This window comes from Pseudomonas entomophila, assembly GCF_018417595.1.
GTDB classification, from domain to species: domain Bacteria; phylum Pseudomonadota; class Gammaproteobacteria; order Pseudomonadales; family Pseudomonadaceae; genus Aquipseudomonas; species Aquipseudomonas entomophila_C.
This window is the reverse complement of record NZ_CP070982.1, coordinates 5,596,080-5,619,446: the sequence shown is the minus strand read 5'-3', so window position 1 is coordinate 5,619,446 and position 23,367 is coordinate 5,596,080. Positions and strand designations below refer to the sequence as shown.

The 23,367-nt window shown below is 62.6% G+C and carries 24 protein-coding genes, 2 tRNA genes and 1 pseudogene; 8 read left to right on the top strand and 19 right to left on the bottom strand.

Features of this window, described 5'->3' with window-relative positions:
• Nucleotides 1–231: 231 nt before the first annotated feature.
• The 8 genes and pseudogenes from JYG34_RS26400 to JYG34_RS24585 form a co-directional block, all read right to left on the bottom strand.
• A pseudogene (locus JYG34_RS26400) lies at nt 232–501 on the bottom strand (hypothetical protein); the annotation flags it as partial.
• Nucleotides 498–1,478, bottom strand: a complete 981-nt coding sequence (locus JYG34_RS24615; protein ID WP_213658741.1) for an integrase domain-containing protein — start codon at nt 1,476–1,478, stop codon at nt 498–500. The gene JYG34_RS24615 and the pseudogene JYG34_RS26400, both read right to left, overlap by 4 nt.
• Nucleotides 1,479–2,406: 928 nt before the next feature.
• Nucleotides 2,407–3,726: a tyrosine-type recombinase/integrase gene (locus JYG34_RS24610; RefSeq protein WP_213658740.1), complete on the bottom strand. Its 1,320-nt coding sequence runs from the start codon at nt 3,724–3,726 to the stop codon at nt 2,407–2,409.
• A 163-nt stretch (nt 3,727–3,889) separates the two neighbouring features.
• A tRNA-Thr gene (locus tag JYG34_RS24605) sits at nt 3,890–3,965 on the bottom strand.
• Nucleotides 3,966–4,063: 98 nt separating this feature from the next.
• Nucleotides 4,064–4,315: a hypothetical protein gene (locus JYG34_RS24600; RefSeq protein WP_213658739.1), complete on the bottom strand. Its 252-nt coding sequence runs from the start codon at nt 4,313–4,315 to the stop codon at nt 4,064–4,066.
• A 21-nt stretch (nt 4,316–4,336) separates the two neighbouring features.
• The gene (locus JYG34_RS24595; protein WP_011536201.1) at nt 4,337–4,717 is read right to left on the bottom strand and encodes a hypothetical protein; all 381 of its coding nucleotides are present in this window, start codon (nt 4,715–4,717) and stop codon (nt 4,337–4,339) included.
• A gap of 18 nt (nt 4,718–4,735) precedes the next feature.
• Nucleotides 4,736–4,942: a helix-turn-helix domain-containing protein gene (locus tag JYG34_RS24590; protein WP_023629980.1), complete on the bottom strand. Its 207-nt coding sequence runs from the start codon at nt 4,940–4,942 to the stop codon at nt 4,736–4,738.
• Between the two features lie 9 nt (nt 4,943–4,951).
• Nucleotides 4,952–5,530 (bottom strand): hypothetical protein, encoded by a 579-nt coding sequence (locus tag JYG34_RS24585; protein WP_213658738.1) that lies wholly within the window; start codon nt 5,528–5,530, stop codon nt 4,952–4,954.
• 483 nt (nt 5,531–6,013) lie between these two features.
• Between JYG34_RS24585 and JYG34_RS24580 the strand changes: the two genes are divergently transcribed.
• Both JYG34_RS24580 and mdtI read left to right on the top strand, forming a co-directional pair.
• Nucleotides 6,014–6,373, top strand: a complete 360-nt coding sequence (locus tag JYG34_RS24580; protein WP_213658737.1) for an SMR family transporter — start codon at nt 6,014–6,016, stop codon at nt 6,371–6,373.
• The gene (mdtI, locus tag JYG34_RS24575; protein WP_011536197.1) at nt 6,367–6,684 is read left to right on the top strand and encodes a multidrug/spermidine efflux SMR transporter subunit MdtI; all 318 of its coding nucleotides are present in this window, start codon (nt 6,367–6,369) and stop codon (nt 6,682–6,684) included. Before JYG34_RS24580 ends, mdtI begins: the two co-directional genes overlap by 7 nt.
• 235 nt (nt 6,685–6,919) lie before the next feature.
• On the opposite strand, the gene JYG34_RS24570 is transcribed toward mdtI, so the two are convergent.
• The 5 genes from JYG34_RS24570 to JYG34_RS24550 all read right to left on the bottom strand — a co-directional run bounded on the left by JYG34_RS24570 (nt 6,920) and on the right by JYG34_RS24550 (nt 11,252).
• Entirely contained in the window at nt 6,920–8,155 is a 1,236-nt protein-coding gene (locus JYG34_RS24570; protein ID WP_213658736.1) for a methyltransferase, read from the bottom strand.
• Nucleotides 8,156–8,265: 110 nt separating this feature from the next.
• Entirely contained in the window at nt 8,266–8,955 is a 690-nt protein-coding gene (locus tag JYG34_RS24565; RefSeq protein ID WP_011536195.1) for an ABC transporter permease, read from the bottom strand.
• Nucleotides 8,956–9,648: an ABC transporter permease gene (locus JYG34_RS24560; protein WP_011536194.1), complete on the bottom strand. Its 693-nt coding sequence runs from the start codon at nt 9,646–9,648 to the stop codon at nt 8,956–8,958.
• A gap of 57 nt (nt 9,649–9,705) precedes the next feature.
• On the bottom strand, nt 9,706–10,467 hold the full coding sequence (locus tag JYG34_RS24555) for an ABC transporter substrate-binding protein (RefSeq protein ID WP_213658735.1): 762 nt from the start codon (nt 10,465–10,467) through the stop codon (nt 9,706–9,708).
• 11 nt (nt 10,468–10,478) lie between these two features.
• Entirely contained in the window at nt 10,479–11,252 is a 774-nt protein-coding gene (locus JYG34_RS24550) for an ABC transporter ATP-binding protein (RefSeq protein WP_213658734.1), read from the bottom strand.
• Between the two features lie 606 nt (nt 11,253–11,858).
• Here JYG34_RS24550 and gabP point away from each other — a divergent pair.
• Entirely contained in the window at nt 11,859–13,244 is a 1,386-nt protein-coding gene (gene gabP, locus JYG34_RS24545; protein WP_213658733.1) for a GABA permease, read from the top strand.
• A gap of 126 nt (nt 13,245–13,370) precedes the next feature.
• Here the strand turns inward: gabP and JYG34_RS24540 are convergent, their stop codons facing one another.
• The 6 genes from JYG34_RS24540 to JYG34_RS24515 all read right to left on the bottom strand — a co-directional run bounded on the left by JYG34_RS24540 (nt 13,371) and on the right by JYG34_RS24515 (nt 18,877).
• Nucleotides 13,371–13,814 (bottom strand): hypothetical protein, encoded by a 444-nt coding sequence (locus JYG34_RS24540; protein ID WP_213658732.1) that lies wholly within the window; start codon nt 13,812–13,814, stop codon nt 13,371–13,373.
• A gap of 137 nt (nt 13,815–13,951) precedes the next feature.
• On the bottom strand, nt 13,952–14,953 hold the full coding sequence (gene ppk2, locus JYG34_RS24535; protein ID WP_249746198.1) for a polyphosphate kinase 2: 1,002 nt from the start codon (nt 14,951–14,953) through the stop codon (nt 13,952–13,954).
• A gap of 175 nt (nt 14,954–15,128) precedes the next feature.
• Nucleotides 15,129–15,204 (bottom strand) — tRNA-Phe (locus tag JYG34_RS24530).
• A gap of 90 nt (nt 15,205–15,294) precedes the next feature.
• Complete coding sequence (locus tag JYG34_RS24525; protein ID WP_011536185.1) at nt 15,295–15,567, bottom strand: oxidative damage protection protein; 273 nt, start codon at nt 15,565–15,567, stop codon at nt 15,295–15,297.
• The gene (gene mutY, locus JYG34_RS24520; protein WP_213658731.1) at nt 15,564–16,631 is read right to left on the bottom strand and encodes an A/G-specific adenine glycosylase; all 1,068 of its coding nucleotides are present in this window, start codon (nt 16,629–16,631) and stop codon (nt 15,564–15,566) included. The genes JYG34_RS24525 and mutY overlap by 4 nt, the downstream gene beginning before the upstream one ends.
• Entirely contained in the window at nt 16,628–18,877 is a 2,250-nt protein-coding gene (locus JYG34_RS24515) for an AsmA family protein (RefSeq protein ID WP_213658730.1), read from the bottom strand. Before JYG34_RS24515 ends, mutY begins: the two co-directional genes overlap by 4 nt.
• 372 nt (nt 18,878–19,249) lie before the next feature.
• Here JYG34_RS24515 and JYG34_RS24510 point away from each other — a divergent pair, with 372 nt between their 5' ends.
• The 5 genes from JYG34_RS24510 (at nt 19,250) to hisA (ending at nt 23,367) form a co-directional block, all read left to right on the top strand.
• Complete coding sequence (locus JYG34_RS24510; protein ID WP_213658729.1) at nt 19,250–20,908, top strand: OFA family MFS transporter; 1,659 nt, start codon at nt 19,250–19,252, stop codon at nt 20,906–20,908.
• Nucleotides 20,909–21,108: 200 nt separating this feature from the next.
• Nucleotides 21,109–21,702 carry an imidazoleglycerol-phosphate dehydratase HisB gene (gene hisB, locus JYG34_RS24505; protein WP_011536181.1) on the top strand — a complete coding sequence of 198 codons (594 nt, stop codon included), beginning with the start codon at nt 21,109–21,111 and terminating at the stop codon, nt 21,700–21,702.
• Nucleotides 21,703–22,341, top strand: coding sequence for an imidazole glycerol phosphate synthase subunit HisH (hisH, locus tag JYG34_RS24500; RefSeq protein ID WP_213658728.1), 639 nt, complete (start codon nt 21,703–21,705; stop codon nt 22,339–22,341).
• On the top strand, nt 22,342–22,602 hold the full coding sequence (locus JYG34_RS24495) for a DUF2164 domain-containing protein (protein WP_213658727.1): 261 nt from the start codon (nt 22,342–22,344) through the stop codon (nt 22,600–22,602).
• A gap of 27 nt (nt 22,603–22,629) precedes the next feature.
• Nucleotides 22,630–23,367 carry a 1-(5-phosphoribosyl)-5-[(5-phosphoribosylamino)methylideneamino]imidazole-4-carboxamide isomerase gene (gene hisA, locus JYG34_RS24490; protein ID WP_213658726.1) on the top strand — a complete coding sequence of 246 codons (738 nt, stop codon included), beginning with the start codon at nt 22,630–22,632 and terminating at the stop codon, nt 23,365–23,367.

Sequence of the window (23,367 nt, the reverse complement as noted above, 5' to 3'; positions counted from 1 at the left end):
AGCACAGGTTGGCCCCGGCGGGACGTCGAAAGGAACTACGCTTAATAAGGCTGGTGTACTGGGATATCGTTAGGCGGCGTAGCGTTACTTGATGATTGGCTCGCGAGCGACTGCATTTTCACGTAATCGTTCGTCAGATGAATACTGTTGACCGTTTCATTCATTTTGCCATTGGCTACATTGGGTAGATTGCTGTTGAACGTGATTATCTGAATCACCTCCAAGTCTGAGGTTCAAAACCCATGATGTCTCTAGGCGCCGAGCGATCAGTCGGGCAGTAAGCAAATAGTAGTAACGTGTCGTCTCGTGATGGTCGGTAAGACAATGCTCCATGAACCAAATCAAATGCTTTCGCTGCCAAGCCCAGGGTGTCGCTCGCTGCCAGCGCAGTGCAATTTTATTCTGTATGGTTTGCGCCTGCCGTAGGTGACGTTGCCGTGTCGCTTGCGATCCGGTCAGTACGCCAGCTAGGAATACTCCCATATCAAATGTCTTGTTCACACCCGTCCCCCAATATAGGCAGCGACCACGTCAATCCGACCGTGCCCCAGCTCATAGCTGATTTGCCGTCGGGCTTCACGATCAAGGTTTCTATCTGCCAAGAAGCATTGGCCACCGTTGATAGGCGCGCGGTGCTGGGTTATATGCTCATAACGCTCACATGCGAACGCTGCCCGTAACTCATGAAAGCCCTTGAGGTTGTGTGCATGCAGGATGTCCCGTGCCGGACGGATGATTTTTTGCAGAAGATCCACGTAGCTTTCGTGTGGCGCAATCAGGTTGCGACTACCTGCAGGCGACACTTGCCGTGCAAACTCAATAGCACCTCGAACATGGTTGTCCACTGATATCCAACGGGGAGCCGTTGCCCCGGCACGGCCGCCTTTGGTGCCATCCTGAATGTTAATCCTACCTAGCTCTTTAGCCTCACGGCTCAGCCGTGGCAGGTCAGCTAGGATGGCCTCACGCAAACGCATTCCGGCGGCTCGCGCTAGCAGAACGATCGCGGCGGCGCGTTGCTGATGTTGGCGGCAAAGTGCATCGACGATCTGCGTAACCTGCTTGCGGTCTCGGCCCTGTGGCACAGACTGTCGTACCCGGGTGCGCTGCATACCCAACGCCTTGCTCGGACTTGGCACCTTCACGCACTGATCACCGCGAAGCGCCGCCATGGTCCTGTTAACGCTGGATAGCCGGTTTTGTGCGGTGCTGACGGCGAGGTCACTGCGCCGAACCAGGTCGCGCAGATACGCCGCGTAGTCTGCCAACACTTTGCGATCAATCTGCCGCGCATCATTGATACTGGGCCCCTGTTCGGAGCGGCACCACTTCACGAATGCCTGCCACCGATCACTGTGTGCCTTCACCGTGCCGTAGTGGCCGCGGCCAAACATGTCTTTCAGAGCTTGCGGCCCGGCGTAGCTTAACTGTCTGCCGTAGCCGAAATTACGGCCATCGCGTCTACCCACCAATGCCATATCGATCACCTCATCTGCCGTTCTCCGATCCTCGCCCCACGTCATCCCGCCAAGAATGCTGAGTGTTATCAGGGATCAAGGCCCCTGCGACCTGTGGGGAATGTCCTCTACGCGGGACTGGCGGCTCCTTACGTCCGGGAGCAAGGGCATCTCAATGATCTGACCTCCTGAACACCGTTACCGGTGGGCGGGTGGAAGCAGCACTGGCTGACGAGACCAGCGCCTGAAGATCCTGAGCCGGGTGAACGCAGCACTGCGATGACCGGGGCATGCCTGACTGTCAGTCAGGTGCAGTCCATTCCTTGGTCTGCGGCACCATCATCTACATCGCTGTTGCTGGTGACATCGGCGTTTGTCACGCCGATTGTCACGAGGGGGATTGCCGCAAAGCCTTGTGCGATCAGGGCTGCAGCAGTGGTAGAAGTGCCCGTCTCTTTCCAGAAGAAAGAGACGGGCACAGGTTGGCGCAATATTCGGCCAAGCGGATAGGTTGCTGCAGGGCAGCGAGGTACGGTGTATCTGGCGCACGAGCGCTATATGTGTAAGAGCATCCATCACATGGGTAGTGACCGGGCGAGCTGCCGGATGCGAATCGCCCTTGGGGAGAACCACCGCCAGAGCGGCGTGACCTTTAAGGTTCGGGTCACCTGGGGTGCTGTCATCGACAGCGCTTGCAACTCCCGGTCTACGCCTGTGGACAATGTTCGTCAAGCAAAGCGATTTCAGGGATTTAGCGCCTGTGGATAAAACTATCCCCCGGTGGACATCAGTGGTTTTCCACAGACGTAAGCTGTGCCAGCAGTTTTTTTCTTAGGTATGGTCCTTTCAAACGGGGCGGCTTTGCAGCCCCGTTTGAAAGGACCCGCGGGGAGCTTCATACGGTGCTGTGGGTAACTTCACAGCGAGTTTGAGATGGTGGTGCGGCGGGTTACTCGGTCCTCTTGGCACTGCGAAGGCGCGTGACGTTCTCGCCCGTCTGTTTGGCAAACTCGTGCGGCGTCACATGGTCCTCGCGGTTCGCCTCCAGAAACCGGCTCCACCAGGTCATGATCATCCGGCGCTCTTCGAGGAACTCGGCCTTGTGGGTATACGCGGCCCGTACGTTGTTGCGTTCCTTGTGGCTCATCTGCCGCTCGATAGCCGTCTCCGACCACAGCCCGGACTCGACCAGCGCACTGCATGCCATGGCTCGGAACCCGTGGCCGCAGATATCCACCTTGGTGTCATAGCCCATCGTCCTTAGCGCGGCGTTCACCGTGTTCTCGGACATCGGTTTCCATGGCTTGGCATCCCCCGCGAACGCCAGGTCGAACTTGCCGGTGATCGTGTGGATCTGCTCAAGCAAGGCCACAGCCTGTGGCGATAAGGGTACAACGTGGATGTCACCGGCCATCTTCGTACCCCTTGTGGAGAAGGGCACTCCGTCCAGCGCCGGGCGGGTGTCGGGGATCTCCCAGATTCCGCGCTTGAGGTCGAACTCGTTCCAGCGGGCGAAGCGCAGTTCGCTGGAGCGTACGAATACATGCAACGACAGCATCACCGTGAGGCGCGTGAGCGGGCGACCTCTGTAGTCCTCGATGCATGCCAATAGCTCTGGGAGCCGCGATAGGGGTAGTGCGGGTCGGTGAGTTACCCGTGGTGTCTTGATCGAGCCATCGAGATCGTGAGCTGGGTTCGCTGTGATCAGCCGCAGCCGTTTGGCTTCGCGCATGATGCTTTGCAGGTAGTTCTTGATCCTGAGCGCCACGTCGATGGTGCCGCGCTTCGTCACGGCTTCCAGTGGCTGCATGAGGTCGTGGGTGTCCAACTCAACGATTGCTCTGGCACCGATCAAAGGGAATACGTGAGTCTTCAAACGGCTGAGCACTGTCTTGGCGTGGCCGGGCGCCCACTTCGGCACCATGCTCGCGTGCCACTCGAGCGCAACGCTTTCGAAGGTGCGGCCGTTGATCACGGCCTGGGTCTTGGTTTGTTGCTTGTACTGGATGGGATCTATGCCGCTGGCGAGCTGCTGCTTGATCTCGAAGCGCTTGCGGCGTGCGTCGCCCAACCCAACCACCGGATAGCTGCCGAGGGCGGTCAGGCCTTCGCGGCCATCGGGTTTCACGTACCTGAGCCGCCAGCCCTTGCGGCCGTTGGGTTGCACAAGCAGGTAAAGACCGTCGCCGTCGAAGAGCTTGTACTCGCGCTCTCTGGGCTTTGCCGTGCGACAGGTGGTGTCTGTAAGCGGGGCAGTGGTGCGTGCCATAAGGGTAGTCTCCGATATCGAAACGGACCTCTATCCTTAAAACTACCCTTATTAGCGCTGGCCACCCTCGGAATCCGACGGAACGCCAAAACGAAAAAACCCGCCAGAAGGCGGGTTTTTCGGGGGGTCCAGAGATTTTGAAAGCTTTCTATGGAACCTTGAATGGTGCCGGCACCAGGAATCGAACCCGGGACCTACTGATTACAAGTCAGTTGCTCTACCATCTGAGCTATACCGGCACAGGGGCGTCATTATAGCGATGGAATCGCGGCTGTAAACCACTTCGTTGCATTCATCGCTAAAACCCCTAAGTCACCGAGGCGAAAGGAGAATTTTCCTACCAGCCACGGTGGATGCTGTTGATGCTCGGCTCAGGCTTGCCTGGGTTGAAGAACAGCTTGCCGTTGTCACAGCCGCGCTTGCGGCAGCTGCCGTCGACGTTGTGCAGCGGCAGGCCGCGGTCGCCGCCGAGCTGCATGCCGGGCATGTTCCAGTCGAGCGGGGCGGGTTGGCTGCTGGCGGTGTTGCCGGCGCAGCCGGTCATGGCCAGGGCGAGGGTCAGCAGGGCGAAGGGCTTGGCGTGTTTCACGTGTTCGAGTCCGTTCCGGGATCAGTCTTTGTTCAAAATGCGCTGGATGGTGCCGCCGCAGGCCATGTAGCAGGAATCGTAGTCGTTGCCGCAACTGTAGCTGCTCCCCGTCGAGAAGGGGTAGCTCGGGTGGTAGCAACTGTGACGCGCTTCCTTCTTGCTCTTGCCGTTCTGGCAGTACTGGTAGGCCCTCATCTCGGCCTGGTACAGCGCGCGTTCGCTGTTTTCCTGCAACCGCGCCATCTGCTGGCAGTGGTTGCGCTGCGCGGAGCAGCTGTTGATGCAGTTCATGCCATGCGCGCTGGGCGGTGGCGAGTATCTATAGCTGTAGCTCGGGCCACAGCCGGCCAGCGGCAGGCAGGCCAGTAGCAGGGCCGCGAGGCCCTTGCGGGAAAATGCCATTCGGGGTGCAGTCCTTGATCATTCGTCGCTGAACTCCAGCAGGTCGCCCGGTTGGCAGTTCAGTGCGCGACACAGCTTCTCCAGGGTCTCGATCTTGAAACCCTTGATCTTGCCGTTCTTCAGCAGCGACAGGTTCGCTTCCGTGATACCGATGATTTCCGCCAGGTCCTTGGAACGCATCTTGTTCCGGGCCATGACGACGTCGAGGCGGATGATTATCGGCATAGGGAGCGGTTAGACATAACAGTTGTGTTCATCGCTGATGGTCTTGGCGTCACGCATGAGCAGCGAGAAGGCACACAGCAGGATGCCTTTCATGATCTCGTAGACAGCCAGCGATGATACACCGATCGAGACGCTGAAGCTCCTTTCCCCGGCAGGCAGGTCGATGGCCAGGGCCAGGCCCTGGAAGGTGTCGATCACCGGCCACAGCAGTGGCATGCCAATGCACAGCAGGCCGACCCACCACAGCAGCTTGATGTTGGCGTTGGTCCACGTCTGGCCCTTGGACAGCCGGTGGAAGAACAGGCCGGTCATGCCCAAGGCCACGGCCGAGATGCTGGTGGGGATCATGTCCAGTGTCAGGACCAGGCCGATGGCCAGGGGCGAGGGCTGGAAGTCGGGCGCCAGCAGCAGGGGCATCTGGTCGCCGTGGGCCTGCAGGTAGGCGGACTGCACTTCGGGGAAGTCGAACAGCCATAGCATGGGGGTGCCGAGCAGTTCTACCGCAGCGGTCGTCCAGGCGAGAAAGGCGGCGAATGCGCCAATGGTGCGTAGGCGCGAACGCGCATAGGCCACGGATCTACTGTTCATGGGGTGCCTCCGTACAGTGATGAACGGGGCGGATTATTCTTGAATAATTATCGTAATACAATAATTAATTGGATGATTGTGCTGATGGTGACACTTTGCCGCAGGGGAGGTGGCGCCTTGTGGGGTTTGCGGCGGCCTTTTTGCCTGCAAGGCTGGCTCCTACAGGGGCGGGGTTTGGGCTGGATAATATAATTTACGAAGCTTTCAGCAGGCTTTAAGGGGTTTTCACTGTTTGTGGACGATTGCTCGCGACAAATAATTAGTCTGAGTCTATCGTTTTGACTTATTCGATCAGCTCAGCTAATCTTGTGTTCATTATGTTGAACAGTAAAGCTTTCAAGCTCCTCTCCACCTCCCGCCTGGTTTCCCGTGAACGTCACTGGACCGGCGACCTCTAGTTCCTCCCTCCCTCTTCAGCCTTAAACGTCTTTTTCCGGCGCCGATGACTGCGCGCCCGGCTGCTGTCGCCCATGGGAGGGCACCATGCGTTCCTGGATCTATCTGATCGTCGCCATCACCTTCGAGGTGATCGGCACGGCGTCGATGAAACTCGCCGCCACTCATTTCCCCGTGATGGGGCATGTGGTCATGTACGTCATGATCTGTCTGTCGTATTTCTTCTTGGCCCTGGCGGTCAAGCGGGTGCCGGTGGGCGTCGCTTACGCGCTGTGGGAGGGGTTCGGCATCGTGTTGATCACCCTGATCAGCGTGCTGTGGCTGGGTGAAAGCCTGGGTTGGACCAAGGCCCTGGGCCTGGCGGTGATGATCGCCGGTATCCTGCTGGTAAAGGCGGGTACCCGGTCAAAGGCTGTCGATCGTGAAGGGGAGGCGCTGCCATGTTGATCCCGTTCGCCTGGCTGGGCCTGGCCATCGCGCTGGAAGTGCTGGCCAACCTGTTGCTCAAGTACTCCGACGGCTTCCGCCGCAAGGGCCTGGGCGTGGCCTCGATCCTCTGCGTGCTGGCGGCCTTCACCGCGCTGGCCCAGGCGGTGCAGGACATCGAATTGTCGCTGGCCTATGCCATCTGGGGTGGCTTCGGCATCCTCGCCACCGTGGCCATGGGTTGGGCCTTGTTCGGCCAGCGCCTGGCCGGTCGCGGCTGGCTGGGGCTGGTGCTGCTGCTGGTGGGCATGAGCCTGCTGAAACTGGCCTGAAATCCCCTCGTTCGAGGGTGGTTAGAGCGTTTGGCTGGAATGCTTATGCACAAGGAGCATTTGCGCCTTGCACAAAAGGCATGCCGGCCGACGCTACCACCTGTCTTTGCGCAAAGGCCTGTTTTTTCTGGCTTTCACGGTTTCAGTGGAATAAGCAACGCGGCGCAAATAGCGCTTTTCTCCAAGACCAGCCGATTTTCATCACAAGCTTGTTCACAGACTTATCCACAGGTTGTCAAGCCTCCTGCGGCGATCCGTCGCGCTCGGCCAGCAACAACAGATTGCGTGGCGTGAGGGGGTAGTCGCAGAACACGCCGACGCGTACTGCGTAGCCTTGCTCGCGCAGGAACAGTGCGCGATCGAGCACCAGCCACATCTCCAACGGTCGTCGGAACAGGTTGCGCACCAGCTCGAGGTTGCGCACCTGGGCCAGGCGCTGCCAGCCCATCGCCTCCAGGCTGGTCCAATCGGGATCTCCACTCAGCGCCACCTGCTTGAGGTCGGCCAGGTCGCGGCAGTACTGCTCGAAGGGCTTTGCCAGCCAGCTGACGGGTAGCGAGGGGGTCGGCAGGTAGTCGTCCACGCCGCGTTGCTGGCGTTGCAGCAAGTCGAAGCCCAGGCGGCGGGCCATGGAGGTGTCGCGCTGGCGGCGTGTCCTGAGGCTGGACGTCACCGCCTCGCTTAGCGGCAGGCCCAGGTCTTCCTGAGTCAGAGCCAGGGTCGAGGCCTGCGCGGCTGCTGACATTGCATGGTAATGCTTGCCCTGGATGCGGTTGTAGCAGCAGGGGGCCACTGCGATCTGCTGGCACCCCTGTTGGCTGGCCGCTCGCAACAGGCGCACGTGCAGGTCGCCGCAGGCGTGCAGGGCGACTGCGCTTTTGCCGCCATCAAGGTGCTGGATACTGTCGGCAGCCATGACGTCCTGGTGCACATGAGTGGCGGGCAGGTGGTGATGGTCGCTCAGGGCCTGGCCGGCGTCGACCAGGTCGACGTCGTACTCCAGGCAGGTCAGTTGTTGGCCGGGCTGCAGCAAGCGGCGGCCCAGGTGGCCTTTGCCGGAGCACCAGTCGAGCCAGTGGTGCGCGGGCTGCGCGAACGTCAGGCGGCTGGCGAAGGCTTCGATCTGTTGCCACTTGCGGCCGGGGACGTTGACGTCGAGGCGGTGGCCGGCGGGGTGCAGGCCGGCGTCGGGCAGTTCGCCCACCTCGGACAGGTGCTGTGCCCGCTCGGCCAGCTGCGCAAAGGGTGCCGGGGCGCAGAGGTGCTCGGGGTGTTGCTGGGCGGCTTCGGCTTGTTCCAGGGTGCGTTGGCGCAGCCAGTGGGACAGTTCGGGGTGCTCGGTTTCCCAGCCTATTCGCACGTGAGTGAAGGGGCGGGGGCGCCACAGGTGCTGATGCTCAACGAGGAAGTGGTCGAGGGCCTGGAAGCGCTCTTGGAGTTGGTCGTTTTGCAGATAGGGCGTCGTGTTCATTCAAGCACCGGGGCGCTGTCGATAGGGGCCGCTTCGCGCCCCATCGCGGCACAAGGCCGCTCCTACAGGGACCGCGCAACACCTGGCGATGGTGCGCGATCGTCACAGGCTCAACGCCCCTGGCTGGCGTCCACGCGCAGCCAGCGCTCCAGCAGCTTGAAGCCCTGCACCAGGAAGAACGAGATCAGCAGGTAGAACACCCCGGCGGCAAAGAAGATCTCCACCGGCAGGTAGGTCCGGGCAATGATGGTCCGCGCCATGCCGGTCAGTTCCAGCAGCGTCACGGTACTGGCCAGGGCGCTGGCCTTGAGCATCAGGATCACTTCGTTGCTGTAGGCTGGCAGGCCGATGCGCGCGGCGCGCGGCAGCATGATGTAGAACAGCGCCTTGCCGCGGGACATGCCCAGCGCCCGGGCGGCTTCGATCTCGCCCCTGGGGATCGCCTGCAGCGCGCCGCGCAGGATTTCGGCGATGTAGGCGGCGGTGTGCAGGGTCATGGTCAGCACCGTGCACCAGAACGGATCGCGCAGGTACGGCCACAGTGAGCTGTCGCGCACCAGGTCGAACTGGGCCAGCCCGTAGTAGACCAGGAACAGCTGCACCAGCAGCGGGGTGCCGCGGAAGAAGAAGATGTAGCCGTAGGGCAGGGCGCGCACGTACCAGTGGCGCGACGAGCGGGCGATGCCCAGCGGAATGGCCAGGATCAGCCCGGCGATGACCGCGATGGCCACCAGCTCCAGGGTCAGCGTCGCACCCTGGGCCAGGCGTGGCAGCCACTTGATGATGACTTCCCAGTTCATTTATTCGGCCCTCATGAAGCCGCGAGCGGCGCGCTTTTCCAGGAAGTGCATGCCCGTCATGGCGATGACGGTCAGGCCCAGGTAGATGCACGCGGCGACCGCGTAGAAGGTGAACGGCTCCTTGGTCACGGTCACGCCGATCTGCGCGTGGCGCATGATCTCTTCCAGGCCGATCACCGAGACCAGCGCGGTGTCTTTCATCAGGATCATGAACAGGTTGCCCAGGCCCGGCAGGGCGATGCGCCACATCTGCGGCAGGATGATCCGCGAGAGGATGCGGCCTTTCGACAAGCCGAGGGCCAGGCCCGCTTCACGGTGGCCCTTGGGGATGGCCAGGATCGCGCCGCGGAACACTTCCGTGGCGTAGGCGCCGAAGCACAGGCCGAGGGCGATCACGCCGGCGGCGAAGGCGCTGAGTTCCAGGCCCGGCATGTTGAACAGCGCGCCGAGGCTGTTCATCAGCCCGACGGTGCCGAAATAGATGAGCAGCACCCAGAGCAGTTCGGGTACACCGCGCACCAGTGTCGAATAGGTGCCGCCAAGCCATTGCAGCGGCTTGACCGAAGAAGTCTTGGCCAGGGCGCCGAGCAGGCCCAGGACCAGCCCCAGCAGCAGGGCGCAGAGCGCCAGTTTTACCGTCATCAGGGTGCCGGCCATCATGGCCGGACCGAAGCCGTGCAGGTCGATATTCATGGGTAAGTTTGTTCAAGGGACAGGCATCGCCATGGCGGCGATGCCTGTCGGGGCGAATCAATAGATGCTGAACGGGAAGTACTTGTCGTTGATCTTCTTGTAGGTGCCGTCGGCGACGATTTCCTTCAGTGCGGCATTGAGCTTGTTGCGCAGCTCGTTGTCACCCTTGCGCACGGCAATACCGACCTTGTCGCTTTCGTTGACCGGCTCACCCTTGAACTCGTAGTCCTGGCCAGCCTTCGACTTGAGCCAGTCGTAGTTGGCGTACTTGTCGGCCAGGATGGCGTCGACACGGCCGGAGGTCAGGTCCAGGTAGGCGTTTTCCTGGCCATCATACAGGTTGACCTTGAACTCGCCGTCCATGCCGCCGTTGTCATCCAGCCAGGTCGCGGCCTGGGTGGCGCGCTGGGTGCCGATGGTCTTGCCCTTGAGCGAGGCGCGGTCGGTCTTGAAGTCGACCTTCTTCGGTGCGATGAACTGTTGCTTGTTCGAGTAGTACGGGTCGGTGAAGTCCACCGCCTGCTTGCGCTCATCGGTGATCGACAGCGACGAGACGATGAAGTCGAACTTCTTGGCGTTCAGGGCCGGGATGATGCCGTCCCAGTCGGAGGTGACCACTTCGCACTCGACCTTCATCTTGGCGCACAGGGCGTCGCCGATGTCCTTGTCGAAGCCGACGACCTGGCCGCTGGCATCCTTGTTGTTGAACGGTGGGTAGGCAGCTTCGATACCCATGCGCAGTTTTTCCGCGGCCATTGTGTTGGCCGACATCACCAGCGTGGCAGCAGCTGCCAGGAAGAACTTCTTGTAAGTCTGCATGTATTGCTCCGTTAGCGGTGGCTGGACATGAATTGCTTGCAACGCGCCGAGGTCGGGTTCTCGAAGACCTGCTGCGGCGATCCCTGCTCTTCGACCAGGCCCTGGTGCAGGAACACCACTTCACTGGACACCTGGCGGGCAAAGTTCATCTCGTGCGTCACCAGCAGCATGGTACGGCCTTCGTCGGCCAATGCGCGGATGACGTTAAGCACTTCCTGGACCATTTCCGGATCGAGCGCCGAGGTGGGTTCGTCGAACAGGATGACCTTGGGCTTCATGGCCAGGGTGCGGGCGATGGCGGCGCGCTGCTGCTGGCCACCGGAAAGCTGGGCGGGGTAGCTGTGGCGCTTGTCGAAGATGCCGACCTTGTTCAGCAGCGCCTCGGCGTGCTCGATGGCTTCAGACTTGCTCTGGCCAAGCACGCGGCGTGGCGCCTCGATGATGTTGTCGAGGATCGACATGTGCGGCCACAGGTTGAAGTTCTGGAAGACGAAGCCGATCTCGCTGCGCAGGCGGTTGATCTGGCGGTTGTCGGCGGCGACCAGGTCACCGTTTTTCTGGGCCTTGAGCTTGAGTGCCTCGCCGGCGACGAGGATCTCGCCTTGATGCGGGTTCTCGAGCAGGTTGATGCAGCGTAGCAGGGTGGACTTGCCGGAGCCGGACGACCCCAGGATGGAGATCACGTCACCGTCGCGCGCGGTCAGCGAAATGCCCTTGAGAATTTCCTGCTCGCCGTAGCGTTTGTGCAGGTTGCGGATTTCCAGCGCGGGCGTGGCCTGGGCCATGTGCGGTCCTCATGTGTTCGGGTGCGTTCCCAGCTGTTGGCGGCCTTCCTGGCGAGCGCCACGCTAGCATAGCGGCATAACGGCGGCCAACCGGGTCGCGGGGGGCTCAGGTCGCTGGTGGGACAGTTTGTCGCATCGTTGCAGTGGACTGTCGCGAGGATGTCCGCAACGGCGTTTTGCCCAGCGCCGGAGCCTTGATGAAAAAAGGCGCGATGGTGCCAGCTTTGGCCCTGTCTGGGAAGCCGTTTTTGCCCGGGTGGCGCTTTGTTCATGATTGTCTCGGGAGGAGGTTGCGCCTGGTGGTTGCGCTTTCGTGTGCCCATCAATCGTGCGCAGGTGTTACCGGGGAGCACCTTTGGTGCGTTTGTAAGTGGGTATTTCAGTAATCCGGACTTGGCATGGGGTTTTGGTGGCCTTTCGGTCAAAGCTTGGCAGAATGCCCTGCAAGCCGCGTCGTTATTGGCGGCTGACAGATTTCAGACGAAAGTGGTTTTCACCTGGCCCGCTTATTGCCATCTGGAAACCACTGAATGCGGCAGCGCCCACTTACACCCTCGGCGCGCCGGCAGTCATTCGTGTAGTCCACCTCCTTACAAAGGTAGTTTTATGAGCGGTAACAATTCCAATGACCTCGCTCAGGGGCTCAAGCAACGGCATGTGACCATGCTGTCCATCGCTGGCGTCATCGGCGCCGGCCTGTTCGTCGGTTCCGGCCACGCCATCGCTGCCGCCGGCCCTGCCGTGCTGCTGGCCTATGCCGCCGCGGGTACGTTGGTCGTGCTGGTGATGCGCATGCTCGGTGAAATGGCGGTCGCCTCGCCGGACACCGGCTCCTTCTCCACTTATGCCGACCGCGCCATCGGGCGTTGGGCCGGTTTCACCATCGGTTGGCTGTACTGGTGGTTCTGGGTCCTGGTGATCCCGCTGGAAGCCAACGCCGCTGCGGCCATCCTCCATGCCTGGTTCCCGGCCGTGGACCTTTGGGCCTTCTCCCTGATCATCACCCTGGCGCTGACCGTCACCAACCTGTTCAGCGTGAAGAACTATGGTGAGTTCGAGTTCTGGTTCGCCCTGCTCAAAGTACTGGCGATCATCGGCTTCATCATCGTCGGTTGCGCCGCCATGTTCGGCATGGTGCCAAGCAGCCAGGTGAGCGGTATCAGCCACCTGTTCGACACCCAAGGCTTCATGCCCAACGGCCTGGGCGCCGTGCTGGCCGCCATGCTGACCACCATGTTCTCGTTCATGGGTACCGAGATCGTCACCATCGCCGCCGCCGAATCGAAAGACCCGGGCAAACAGATCAGCAAGGCCACCAACTCGGTAATCTGGCGTATCTGCCTGTTCTACCTGGTGTCGATCTTCCTGGTCGTGGCCATGGTGCCGTGGAACGATCCGACCCTGGCCGAGAAAGGTTCCTACCAGACCGTCCTCAGCCTGATCGGCGTACCGAACGCCAAGCTGATCGTCGACATCGTCGTGCTGATCGCCGTGACCAGCTGCCTGAACTCGGCGCTGTACACCTCCTCGCGCATGCTGTTCTCCCTGAGCAAGCGTGGCGACGCCCCGGCAGTCGCCCAGCGCACCACCAAGGCGGGTACCCCGCACTGGGCCGTGCTGCTGTCTACCGCCGCGGCCTTCCTGACCGTGTTCGCCAACTTCGTGGCCCCGGCCGAGGTGTTCGAGTTCCTGCTGGCCAGCTCCGGCGCCATCGCCCTGCTGGTGTACCTGGTGATCGCCGTGTCGCAACTGCGCATGCGTGCCCAGCGTGAAGCCAAGGGCGAGAAGATCTCGTTCAAGATGTGGATGTTCCCGGGCCTGACCTGGGCGACCATCGCCTTCATCATTGCCGTGCTGGTGGTGATGGCGCTGCGTGAGGATCACCGTGCCGAGATCATCGCCACTGCGATCCTGAGCATCGGTGTGGTTGCGACCGGCCTGCTGGTGCACCGCAAGCGTGGCACCGCCGCGCGGGTTGCGCTGGATAGCTGATTCGCTGATGTGAAATGAAAAGGCCGCGACCTGTGAAGGGCGCGGCCTTTTCGTTTGCCTGGGCGGCCCCTTTTGCCGGCAAGGGGCGAGTAGGAGCCGGCTTGCCGGCGAACAGGGCCCGAAAGGTCAGCCGAACTGCTTCTGCTGTTGCTGCTGCTTGGCGACCACCTCGGAAGCGGTGACATAGGCGTCCTGGAACTCATCGCTCTCCAGCCAGGCCATGGTCGCGTCCTCGTCGGTGCCGTCGAGCCATTTGCGGTAGGCGGTGAAGACCATGACGATGTAGTCGGTGGAATGCTCTTCCTTGTGGCCTTTGAGCACCAGTGCCAGCAGCGGATCGACCAGGAACACCGAGATCATCGGCACCAGGCCGTTTTCCTGGGCTTCCTTCATCTTTTCGAACAGGCTGTTGTAGCTGCCCGATTCCATGGCCTTGTTGAACACCTGCTCGACGCTGGCGCTGTCGCCGGCGCTGGCCTTGACCGCCTGGCCGCTGCGCACCATGCGGTTCTGCTTGGCCTTGGCGGCGGCGCGCTTGGCGCGTTTCTGTTGTTTGGTGTTGGTGGCCATGGGTGGATCCTTGGGGTGTCTGGTAAAGGCGCGTATTGAAGCGTAGTTGCCCGGGAAACCCAAGGGTTTCGGTGATCCTTGCTGGCGAACAGGGCCCATGTATTTGCTGGTGGACTGTTCGCCAGCAAGGCTGGCTCCTACAGGGGGCCTGGTGCCGGTTCGTCTTCCTCGAACCCCCGTGAGGCCCGGCCTACCAGTAGCGGGTCCGGCGCATGTGCCACGCGCAGGTCCTTGCCCGGGTAATCCAGCGAATGCAGGAAGTAACGGATGCAGTTGATCCGCGCCCGCTTCTTGTCATCCGACTTGATCACCGTCCATGGCGCGTCGGCGGTGTCGGTATGGAAGAACATCGCCTCCTTGGCGGCGGTGTAGTCCTCCCACTTGTCCAGCGACTTGATGTCGATGGGCGAGAGCTTCCAGTGCTTGAGCGGGTCGTCGCGGCGGGAAATGAAGCGGCGCAACTGCTCCTCGCGGTTCACCGAGAACCAGAACTTGAACAGCAGGATACCGCTGTTGCACAGCATGCGCTCGAGGTCCGGCGCCTGGCGCATGAACTCCAGGTACTGCAGGGGCGAGCAGAAGTCCATGACCTTCTCGACCCCGGCGCGGTTGTACCAGGAGCGGTCGAAGAACACCATTTCACCGGCCGTGGGCAGGTGCTGGACATAGCGCTGGAAGTACCACTGGCCCTTCTCCTGCTCGGAGGGCTTCTCCAGGGCGACGATGCGCGCGCCGCGCGGGTTCAGGTGTTCCATGAAGCGCTTGATGGTGCCGCCCTTGCCAGCGGCGTCGCGGCCTTCGAACAGCACCACGATGCGCTGGCCGGTTTCCTTCACCCAGTTCTGCACTTTCAGCAGCTCGATCTGCAGGTCGTGCTTGGCCTTTTCGTAGTCCTGGCGGCGCATGCGCGTGCGGTACGGGTAGCTGGCCGGCAGGCGCGCCGAGGTACTGTCCTCGCTGCTGCCTTTGCGGGCGTTGGCCACTTCCAGGGCCGCAGGCTGCTGGCTGACCTGGGTGATGGTTTCCGGTTTGCTGGCAGGTTTGCGGGAGCGGGGGCGGCGGGCACGGATGGCTGGCTGAGCGATGGGGGCTACGGCTTCAGCGGGCGAGGGGAGCAGCAAGGGGGATTCGTCGCTCATGGCGGTCCTTTCGATCGATTCGATTTTCCACTCGGCATGCTAGGGGGTAGCGATGGGTGGCTTCTTGATATCAATCAACAGGTCGGAACGAAAAAACACAGGCAACAAAAAACCCGCACTAGGCGGGTTTCTTGTGTCGCTTCGGGTAACTTTGCAACCACCAGAAGCTTGAAGGTGGTGCCCAGAGACGGAGTCGAACCGCCGACACGAGGATTTTCAATCCTCTGCTCTACCGACTGAGCTATCTGGGCGACGAGGTGCATTAAATAGATTTCCGAACCGATCGTCAACGACTTTTTTGAAAAAATTTAAATTAATTCCGTCGCTTACGTTTTCCGGGGTCAATTCGAGGGCGGAACGTAGCCTTCGGCCTGGGCGTAGTCCTCGCCGGCGAAGAACTTGTCCATCTCGGCCTGGATGAATTTGCGGTCCTCGGCATTCATCATGTTCAGGCGCTTCTCGTTGATCAGCATGGTCTGGTGGTCCTGCCACTCCTTCCAGGCTTTCTGCGAGATGTGCTCGAAGATGTCCTGGCCCTTGGCGCCCGGGTACGGTGGGCGGTCCAGGCCGGGGAGTTCTTCGTTGTACTTGCGGCACTTCACGGTGCGGGTCATGGTTTTTCTCCTGCAATCAGTTCGTCGGCCGCGCGTTGCAGCAGCTTCTTGACCGGGGCGGCGAGGCCTAGGCGCGGCGGGGTGGCGAGGTTATACCAGAGCCAGTCGGGCTCGGCCACGTGCGGCCCGACGGGGTCGACACGCACCAGCCAGGGCTCGATGGCCAGCTGGAAATGGCTGAAGGTGTGGGTCAAGCCTGCGAGTGCCTGGCTGCCGGCCAGGCGCAGGCCGTGCTGGTAGGCGAGGTCGTCGAGCTGCGCGAGGTTGTCCAGCTCCGGCAGGCTCCACAAACCGCCCCACAGGCCCGTGGAGGGCCGGCGGTAGAGCAGGATCGCGCCTTCGGGGTTGGTCAGCAGCGGCATCAGGGTCTTGCGTTGGGGTAGGGCCTTGCGCGGCTTGGGCTCGGGGTAGCGGGTCTCTTCGCCGTGCAGGTGCGCTTCGCAGCCGCGCTGCAATGGGCAGATCAGGCAGCTGGGCTTGCTGCGGGTGCACAGCGTGGCGCCCATGTCCATCATCGCCTGGGTGAAGTGGTTGACCCGGGTCATCGGGGTCACGCGCTCGGCGGTGGCCCATAGCTGATTGGCCACCTTGGGCTCACCGGGGTAGCCGGCCTGCGCGGTAAAGCGGGCCAGCACGCGCTTGACGTTGCCGTCGAGGATCGGCGCGCGGATGCCCATGCTGATGCTGGCGATGGCGCCTGCGGTGGAGCGGCCGATGCCGGGCAGCTCGGTGAGCTGCTCGACGCTGCGCGGGAACTCGCCGCCATGTTGCGCGACGACGATCTTCGCGGCCTTTTGCAGGTTGCGGGCGCGGGTGTAGTAGCCCAGGCCCGTCCACAGGTGCAGCACCTCGTCCTCCGGCGCCTCGGCCAGGGCCTGCACGGTGGGCAGGGCCTGCATGAAGCGGTCGAAGTAGTTGAGCACGGTGCTGACTTGCGTCTGCTGCAGCATGATTTCAGAGACCCACACCCGGTACGGGGTGATGCCCTGTTGCCAGGGCAGGTCGTGGCGGCCGTGCTGGTCATACCACTCCAGCACGGCGCTGGAGAACTGCTGGGGTGTCATCGCTTGAACAGCCCCTTGAGCGCATCTTTGAGTTCCGGGCTCACTTTGTCTCCGAGTTTTTCTTCGAGTTTTTCATCGATCTTGTCCTTCAGGCGGTTGCCGGCCAGCTTCGCGGCAACCTTGCCCAGGCCGTCCTGGTCCAGGCGGCAGGCCTTGGCGCCCAGTTCCAGCGGGCCACGGCAGCGCAGCGGCACTTCGATACCGGCAAAGCGCTCGTTGACCTGGCAGGCCGGGTCGGGCATGGCGCGCTGGTCGCCTTCGACGACGATGCCGACGTTGTAGTCCATGCCCAGCACGCGCAGGTCGAGGTCGCCATTGCCGTTGACGGTCAGGCCCGGGATGCGCGCCTTGAGGTCTGGGTTGCTGGCCACGCCGTTGCGGATCACCAGGCTGCCGCGCAGTTCCTGGAACGGCGTGTCCTTGCCCCGGGCCTCGCCGCTGAGCTGCTTGCGGTTGAGGGTGGCGATGGCCTGGCACAGCTGCTGTTCCAGGTTGGCGTTGACCAGCACGCCGTCGTTGATGGTGAAGCTGGCGTTGCCGTTGAGGGTTTCGACCAGCGCCTTCTGGCTGTTGCCGGTGGCGGTCAGGTCGCTGTTCAGGGTCAGCAGGCCTTTGACGGGCGGCGCCTGGTCGGGGCCTTCGCGCTTGATGAAGTGCTCCACCGGTACGCGATTGATCTTGGTGTTCACACCGATCTGCGGCACGGCGGGGCGCACGTCGACCGTGCCCTTGGCTTCGAAGCTGCCATCGTACAGGCCGCCGCGCAGGGTCTGCAGGGTGACCAGGCCGCCTTGGCCGGTGGCCGTGAGCTGGGCGTCGCTGATGGGCAGCTTGTCCAGCACCAGGGCGCCGAAGGACAGGTCGGCCTGCAGGTCGAGGGCGCGCAAGCGGTCCACCGGCAGCAGCTTGTCGTTGCTCCAGGCCTGCTGCGTCGGGGCGTTGGGCAGCGGGGTGGTGCCTGCACCGGCGACGGCGCTGGCTTCCTGCTGTTTCACTTCGGCCTGGCGCGCCGCGGTGGCGCCCTTGGCCTCGTCGCTCTTGGCTGGCAAGTAGCGGTCGGCGTCGAACTTGTCGGCCTTCAGGCGTACGCGCAGGGCTTGCTTGGCGAAGTCTTCCACGGCCACGCGGCCGGTGAAGGTGCTGTCGTCCAGTTTCACCGCCAGGTCTTCCAGCGCCAGGCTGTCGCGGGTGCCGTCGAGGCGGGTCACCAGCTCCAGCTTCTTGAACGCGGCCGGGTCGGCGGTGGCCGGCAGTGGGTGGCCGATGCCGTCGAGGAAGGTACGCAGGTCGAATTGGGCGATGGACAGCCCGCCGCTGACCTGCGGCGCCTTGTCCAGGTCACGCACGTTCAGCTCGCCGAGGGCGCGCAGTTGGTTGGCCGAGACTTTCAGGCCGCTCCATGAGGCGACGTTGGCGGCCAGGTCCACCAGCACCTGGCCCTGGGCGACGAAGGTCAGGGTCTTGCCGGCCAGCGGCTCGCCCGAGGTTTCGCCGGACAGGCGCATGTCTTCGAGGTTGTAGCGCTTGAGCTTGCGGTCGAAGCGCAGTTCGCCGGTCAGTTCGGTGCGTGCCTTGATGTTCGGTTGACTGGCACTGAGGAAGGCGCTGGCCTTGAGCGGAATGTTGATGCCTTCGTGCACGGCGCCGGTGCTCAGCTGGATGCTTTCGGCACCGTAGCTCTGGCCGGCCTTCTCGTCGGTGTACAGCACCCGGGCGTTGTTGACGGTCAGGCTGTCGATATCGAGCTTGACCATGCGCTCGCTGGCTTCGGGCTTGGCAGGTGGGTTGGCCGATGCCTCGCCCGGGGTGGCGGCAGGTGCATTGGCGGGCGTCGCGTCAGGCAGTGGTTTGCCGATGTCTTCCCAGTTGCCGTGGCCATTGGCGTCACGGGTCAGGGTCAGGTTCAACCCCTCGACGCGTACATCGCTCATCTGCACTTCGCGGCGCAACAAGGGCAGTACGCGTACCGACAGGCCGAGCATCTGCAGGTCGGCGAACGGCACCTTGGGGTTGTTCAGCGTGGCGATGCTCGCCTCGTGCAGCTCAAGGCCCAGCCAGGGGAACAGGCTCCAGCCGATGTCGCCGTTGAGCGTGAGCTCCACATGGGCCTTGTCGCGGGCCAGCTGGCGGATCTCGTCTTTGTAGTCGTTGGGATCGAAGAGGTGGGTCAGGGCGAAGCCCAGCGCCACGATGATCAGCAACAACCCGAGCAGCCCCAGCCCCAGGATTTTGCCGAACGCTTTCATGGGCGAATCCTTGTAGTCCGAAAGTGAAATTCAGCGGCGAGTATAGCGCCGTGTCGCCTGGCTCTGCGCATTCGACGTTTCGACAGTGCGTGCGCTGGCCTGTTCGCCGGCAAGCCGGCTCCTGCCAAAGCTCGCAGGAGCCGGCTTGCCGGCGAACCAGACGATACGCCCTGAGAAATACCGTTTCAGCTGGCGAAAAAAACACGATATCAGATTGCTTTCATGTCACTGGCTGCTGGTAATCTTGCGCCGCCCGTGGAGCCCCCGCGACCCATTGTCGCGGGGTTGTCGCCCGAAGCGGCCGGGTTGCCTTGCGTGCAACCGTACAGAGCCCTGCGCGTGCACCGCCCACCTACAAAAAAGGAACAATCCATGAACAGCAGTATCACGGCGGGAGCGGCGGCGAGCACGCCGGGCTTCCTGTCGAAGGAGCGCATCATCGCCCGCCCGGGCTTCAACCGCTGGCTGGTACCGCCGGCGGCCCTGGCCATCCACCTGTGCATCGGCATGGCCTATGGTTTCTCGGTGTTCTGGCTGCCGCTGTCCCAGGCCCTGGGTGTCAGTGCACCGGTGGCCTGCGCCGCGGACATGGGCTTCGTCGCCCGCCTGTTCAGCGCCGAGTGCGACTGGCCGATCTCCATGCTCAGCTGGATCTACACCCTGTTCTTCGTGTTCCTCGGTTGCTCGGCCGCGGTGCTCGGCGGTTGGCTGGAACACGCCGGCCCACGCAAGGCCGGCCTGGTGTCGGCGCTGTGCTGGTGCGGCGGCCTGCTGATCTCGGCGATCGGCGTGAAGACCCACCAGCTGTGGCTGATGTGGCTGGGGTCGGGGGTGATCGGGGGGATCGGCCTGGGGTTGGGTTACATCTCGCCGGTGTCGACGCTGATCAAGTGGTTCCCGGACAAGCGCGGCATGGCCACCGGCATGGCGATCATGGGCTTTGGCGGGGGTGCCATGGTGGGCGCGCCGCTGGCCACCGCGCTGATGGGGCATTTCTCCAGCCCGACCGAGGTGGGTGTGTGGCAGAGCTTCGTGGCCATGGCCGCGATCTACTTCGTGTTCATGACCGCCGGCGCCCTGGCGTACCGGGTGCCGCCGACCGGCTGGAAGCCTGAAGGCTGGACCGCGCCGGCGAAGAAAGCCAATGCCATGGTCACCGACCGTCACGTGCATGTCAGCGTGGCCTGGAAGACGCCGCAGTTCGCGTTGGTGTGGCTGGTGCTGTGCCTGAACGTCTCGGCGGGTATCGGTATCCTGGGTATGGCGTCGCCGCTGCTGCAGGAGGTGTTTGCCGGCAAGCTGCTGGGCAACGAGCTGACCTTCAGCGAGCTGAACGCCGCGCAACTGGCGCAGATCGCCGCCATCGCCGCAGGCTTTACCGGCCTGCTCAGCCTGTTCAACATCGGTGGGCGTTTCTTCTGGGCTTCGTTCTCCGACTACATCGGACGCAAGAACACCTACTTCGCCTTCTTCGCTCTGGGCGTGGGGCTGTACAGCCTGGTGCCGAACATGGGGCATATCGGCAACGTGGCGCTGTTCGTGGCCGCGTTCTGCATCATCCTGTCGATGTACGGCGGCGGCTTCGCCACCGTGCCGGCGTACCTGGCCGACCTGTTCGGTACGCAGATGGTCGGTGCCATTCACGGTCGTCTGCTGACTGCCTGGGCGGCGGCCGGCGTGCTGGGGCCGGTGTTGATCACCTACCTGCGCGAGGCGCAGCTGGCGGCGGGCGTCGAGCGGGCCGCAGCCTACGACATGACCCTGTACATCCTGGCCGGCCTGCTGGTGCTGGGCTTCATTTGCAACATGCTGGTGCGGCCGGTGGCGGACAAGTACTTCATGACCGATGCCGAATTGGCTGCCGAGCGGGCCTTGAGCCACGACAAGGGCGCGGACTCTGCGCGTGCGCTGGAATGGCATGCGGCGCCGGGCAGCCTGCCGCTGGTGCTGCTGGCCTGGGCCGTGGTGGTGATTCCGCTGGCCTGGGGGGTGTGGATTACCCTGCAGAAGACGGCAGTGTTGTTTCATTGATTGAGATCGACGGGGGCGCTATGCGCCCCTTTCGCGGCACAAGGCTGCAAAGCAGCCCCACGGGGGGCGGTTGTATAGACCTGTAGACCTGTCCAGCCCCCGTAATTGCTTGCTCCGCCATATGTCATCCGCGTTTCAAGCCGGCGCATTCTGGGCCTATAATGGAACCCTTTTCGCCCAATGATTTTGCGGAGCTGGTGATGGTCGAACGTAAGGCTTCCGTCGAGCGCAATACCCTGGAAACCCAGGTCAAGTGCTCGATCAACCTCGATGGCAGCGGCAAGGCCCGATTCGATATCGGTGTGCCTTTCCTTGAACACATGCTCGACCAGATCGCCCGGCATGGGCTGATCGATCTGGACATCGAGTGCAAGGGCGACCTGCATATCGATGACCATCACACCGTCGAAGACGTCGGTATCACCCTCGGCCAGGCTTTCGCCCAGGCCATTGGCGACAAGAAAGGCATCTACCGCTACGGCCACGCCTATGTGCCGCTGGACGAAGCCCTGTCGCGGGTGGTCATCGACTTCTCCGGCCGCCCGGGCTTGCAGATGCACGTGCCCTACACCCGCGCATCGGTAGGTGGCTTCGATGTCGACCTGTTCCAGGAGTTCTTCCAAGGCTTCGTCAACCACGCCCTGGTGACCCTGCACATCGACAACCTGCGTGGCCACAACACCCACCACCAGATCGAGACCGTGTTCAAGGCCTTTGGCCGCGCGCTGCGCATGGCCATCGAGCAGGACGAGCGCATGGCCGGGCAGATGCCTTCCACCAAAGGGTGCCTGTAAATGCAGACGGTAGCTGTAATCGACTATGGCATGGGCAACCTGCACTCGGTGGCCAAGGCCCTGGAGCACGTGGGTGCCGGCAAGGTGCTGGTCACCAGCGACGCTGCGGTGATTCGTGAGGCCGACCGCGTGGTGTTCCCGGGCGTCGGCGCGATCCGCGACTGCATGGCCGAAATCCGCCGCCTGGGCTTCGACAGCCTGGTGCGCGAAGTCAGCCAGGACCGCCCGTTCCTGGGCATCTGCGTGGGTATGCAGGCGCTGCTCGACCACAGCGAAGAGAACGATGGCGTCGACTGCATCGGTTTGTTCCCCGGCCAGGTGCGCTTCTTCGGTAAAGACCTGAAGGAAGAGGGCGAGCACCTGAAAGTGCCGCACATGGGCTGGAACGAGGTCAGTCAGACCATCGACCACCCGCTGTGGCATGACATCCCTGATCGCGCACGCTTCTACTTCGTGCACAGCTACTACATCAATGCCGGCAAGCAAGGCCAGGTGGTCGGTCGTGGTCACTATGGCGTCGACTTCGCCGCCGCGCTGGCCGACGGTTCGCGCTTCGCCGTGCAGTTCCACCCGGAAAAGAGCCACACCCACGGCCTGCAACTGCTGCAGAACTTCGTCGCCTGGGATGGGCGCTGGTAAATGAGCCGATCGAAGACCAAGGCCCCGATCATCACGCTGGCCCCTGAGCAGGAGCGCGAGGCGCTCGACAAGCTCAAGCGCTTCCTCGAAGACCGTTTCGAGCTGGAGCTGGGGTCGTTCGAGGTGGCCGAGGTCCTCGAGCTGTTTTCCAGGGAAGTGGCTCCGTATTACTACAACAGGGCGATTGCCGATGTTCAGCTGCACCTCAAGGAGCGGTTCGAGAGCATCGAAAGCGACCTGTGGGCGCTCGAGAAGCCCTGAACTCAACGAACAAGACAGGTCATCAAGATGCTGATTATCCCCGCTATCGATCTCAAGGACGGTGCCTGCGTACGTTTGCGCCAAGGCCGCATGGAAGACTCCACCGTATTCTCCGACGACCCGGTGAGCATGGCCGCCAAATGGGTCGAGGGTGGCTGCCGCCGCCTGCACCTGGTCGACCTGAACGGCGCCTTCGAAGGCCAGCCGGTCAACGGTGAAGTGGTCACCGCCATCGCCAAGCGCTACCCGAACCTGCCGATCCAGATCGGCGGCGGCATCCGTTCGCTGGAAACCATCGAGCACTACGTCAAGGCGGGCGTCAGCCACGTGATCATCGGCACCAAGGCGGTCAAGCAGCCGGCGTTCGTCGCCGAAGCGTGCAAAGCCTTCCCGGGCCGGGTCATCGTCGGCCTGGATGCGAAAGACGGCTTCGTCGCCACCGATGGCTGGGCCGAGGTGAGCTCGGTGCAGGTCATCGACCTGGCCAAGCGTTTCGAGGCCGATGGCGTCTCGGCGATCGTCTACACCGACATCGCCAAGGACGGCATGATGCAGGGCTGCAACGTGCCCTTCACCAAAGCCCTGGCCGAAGCCACTTCGATCCCGGTGATCGCCTCGGGCGGCATCCACAACCTGGGTGACATCAAGGCCCTGCTGGAGGCGAAAGCCCCTGGCATCATCGGCGCCATCACCGGCCGCGCCATCTACGAAGGCACCCTCGATGTCGCCGAGGCCCAGGCCTTCTGCGACAACTACCAAGGCTGA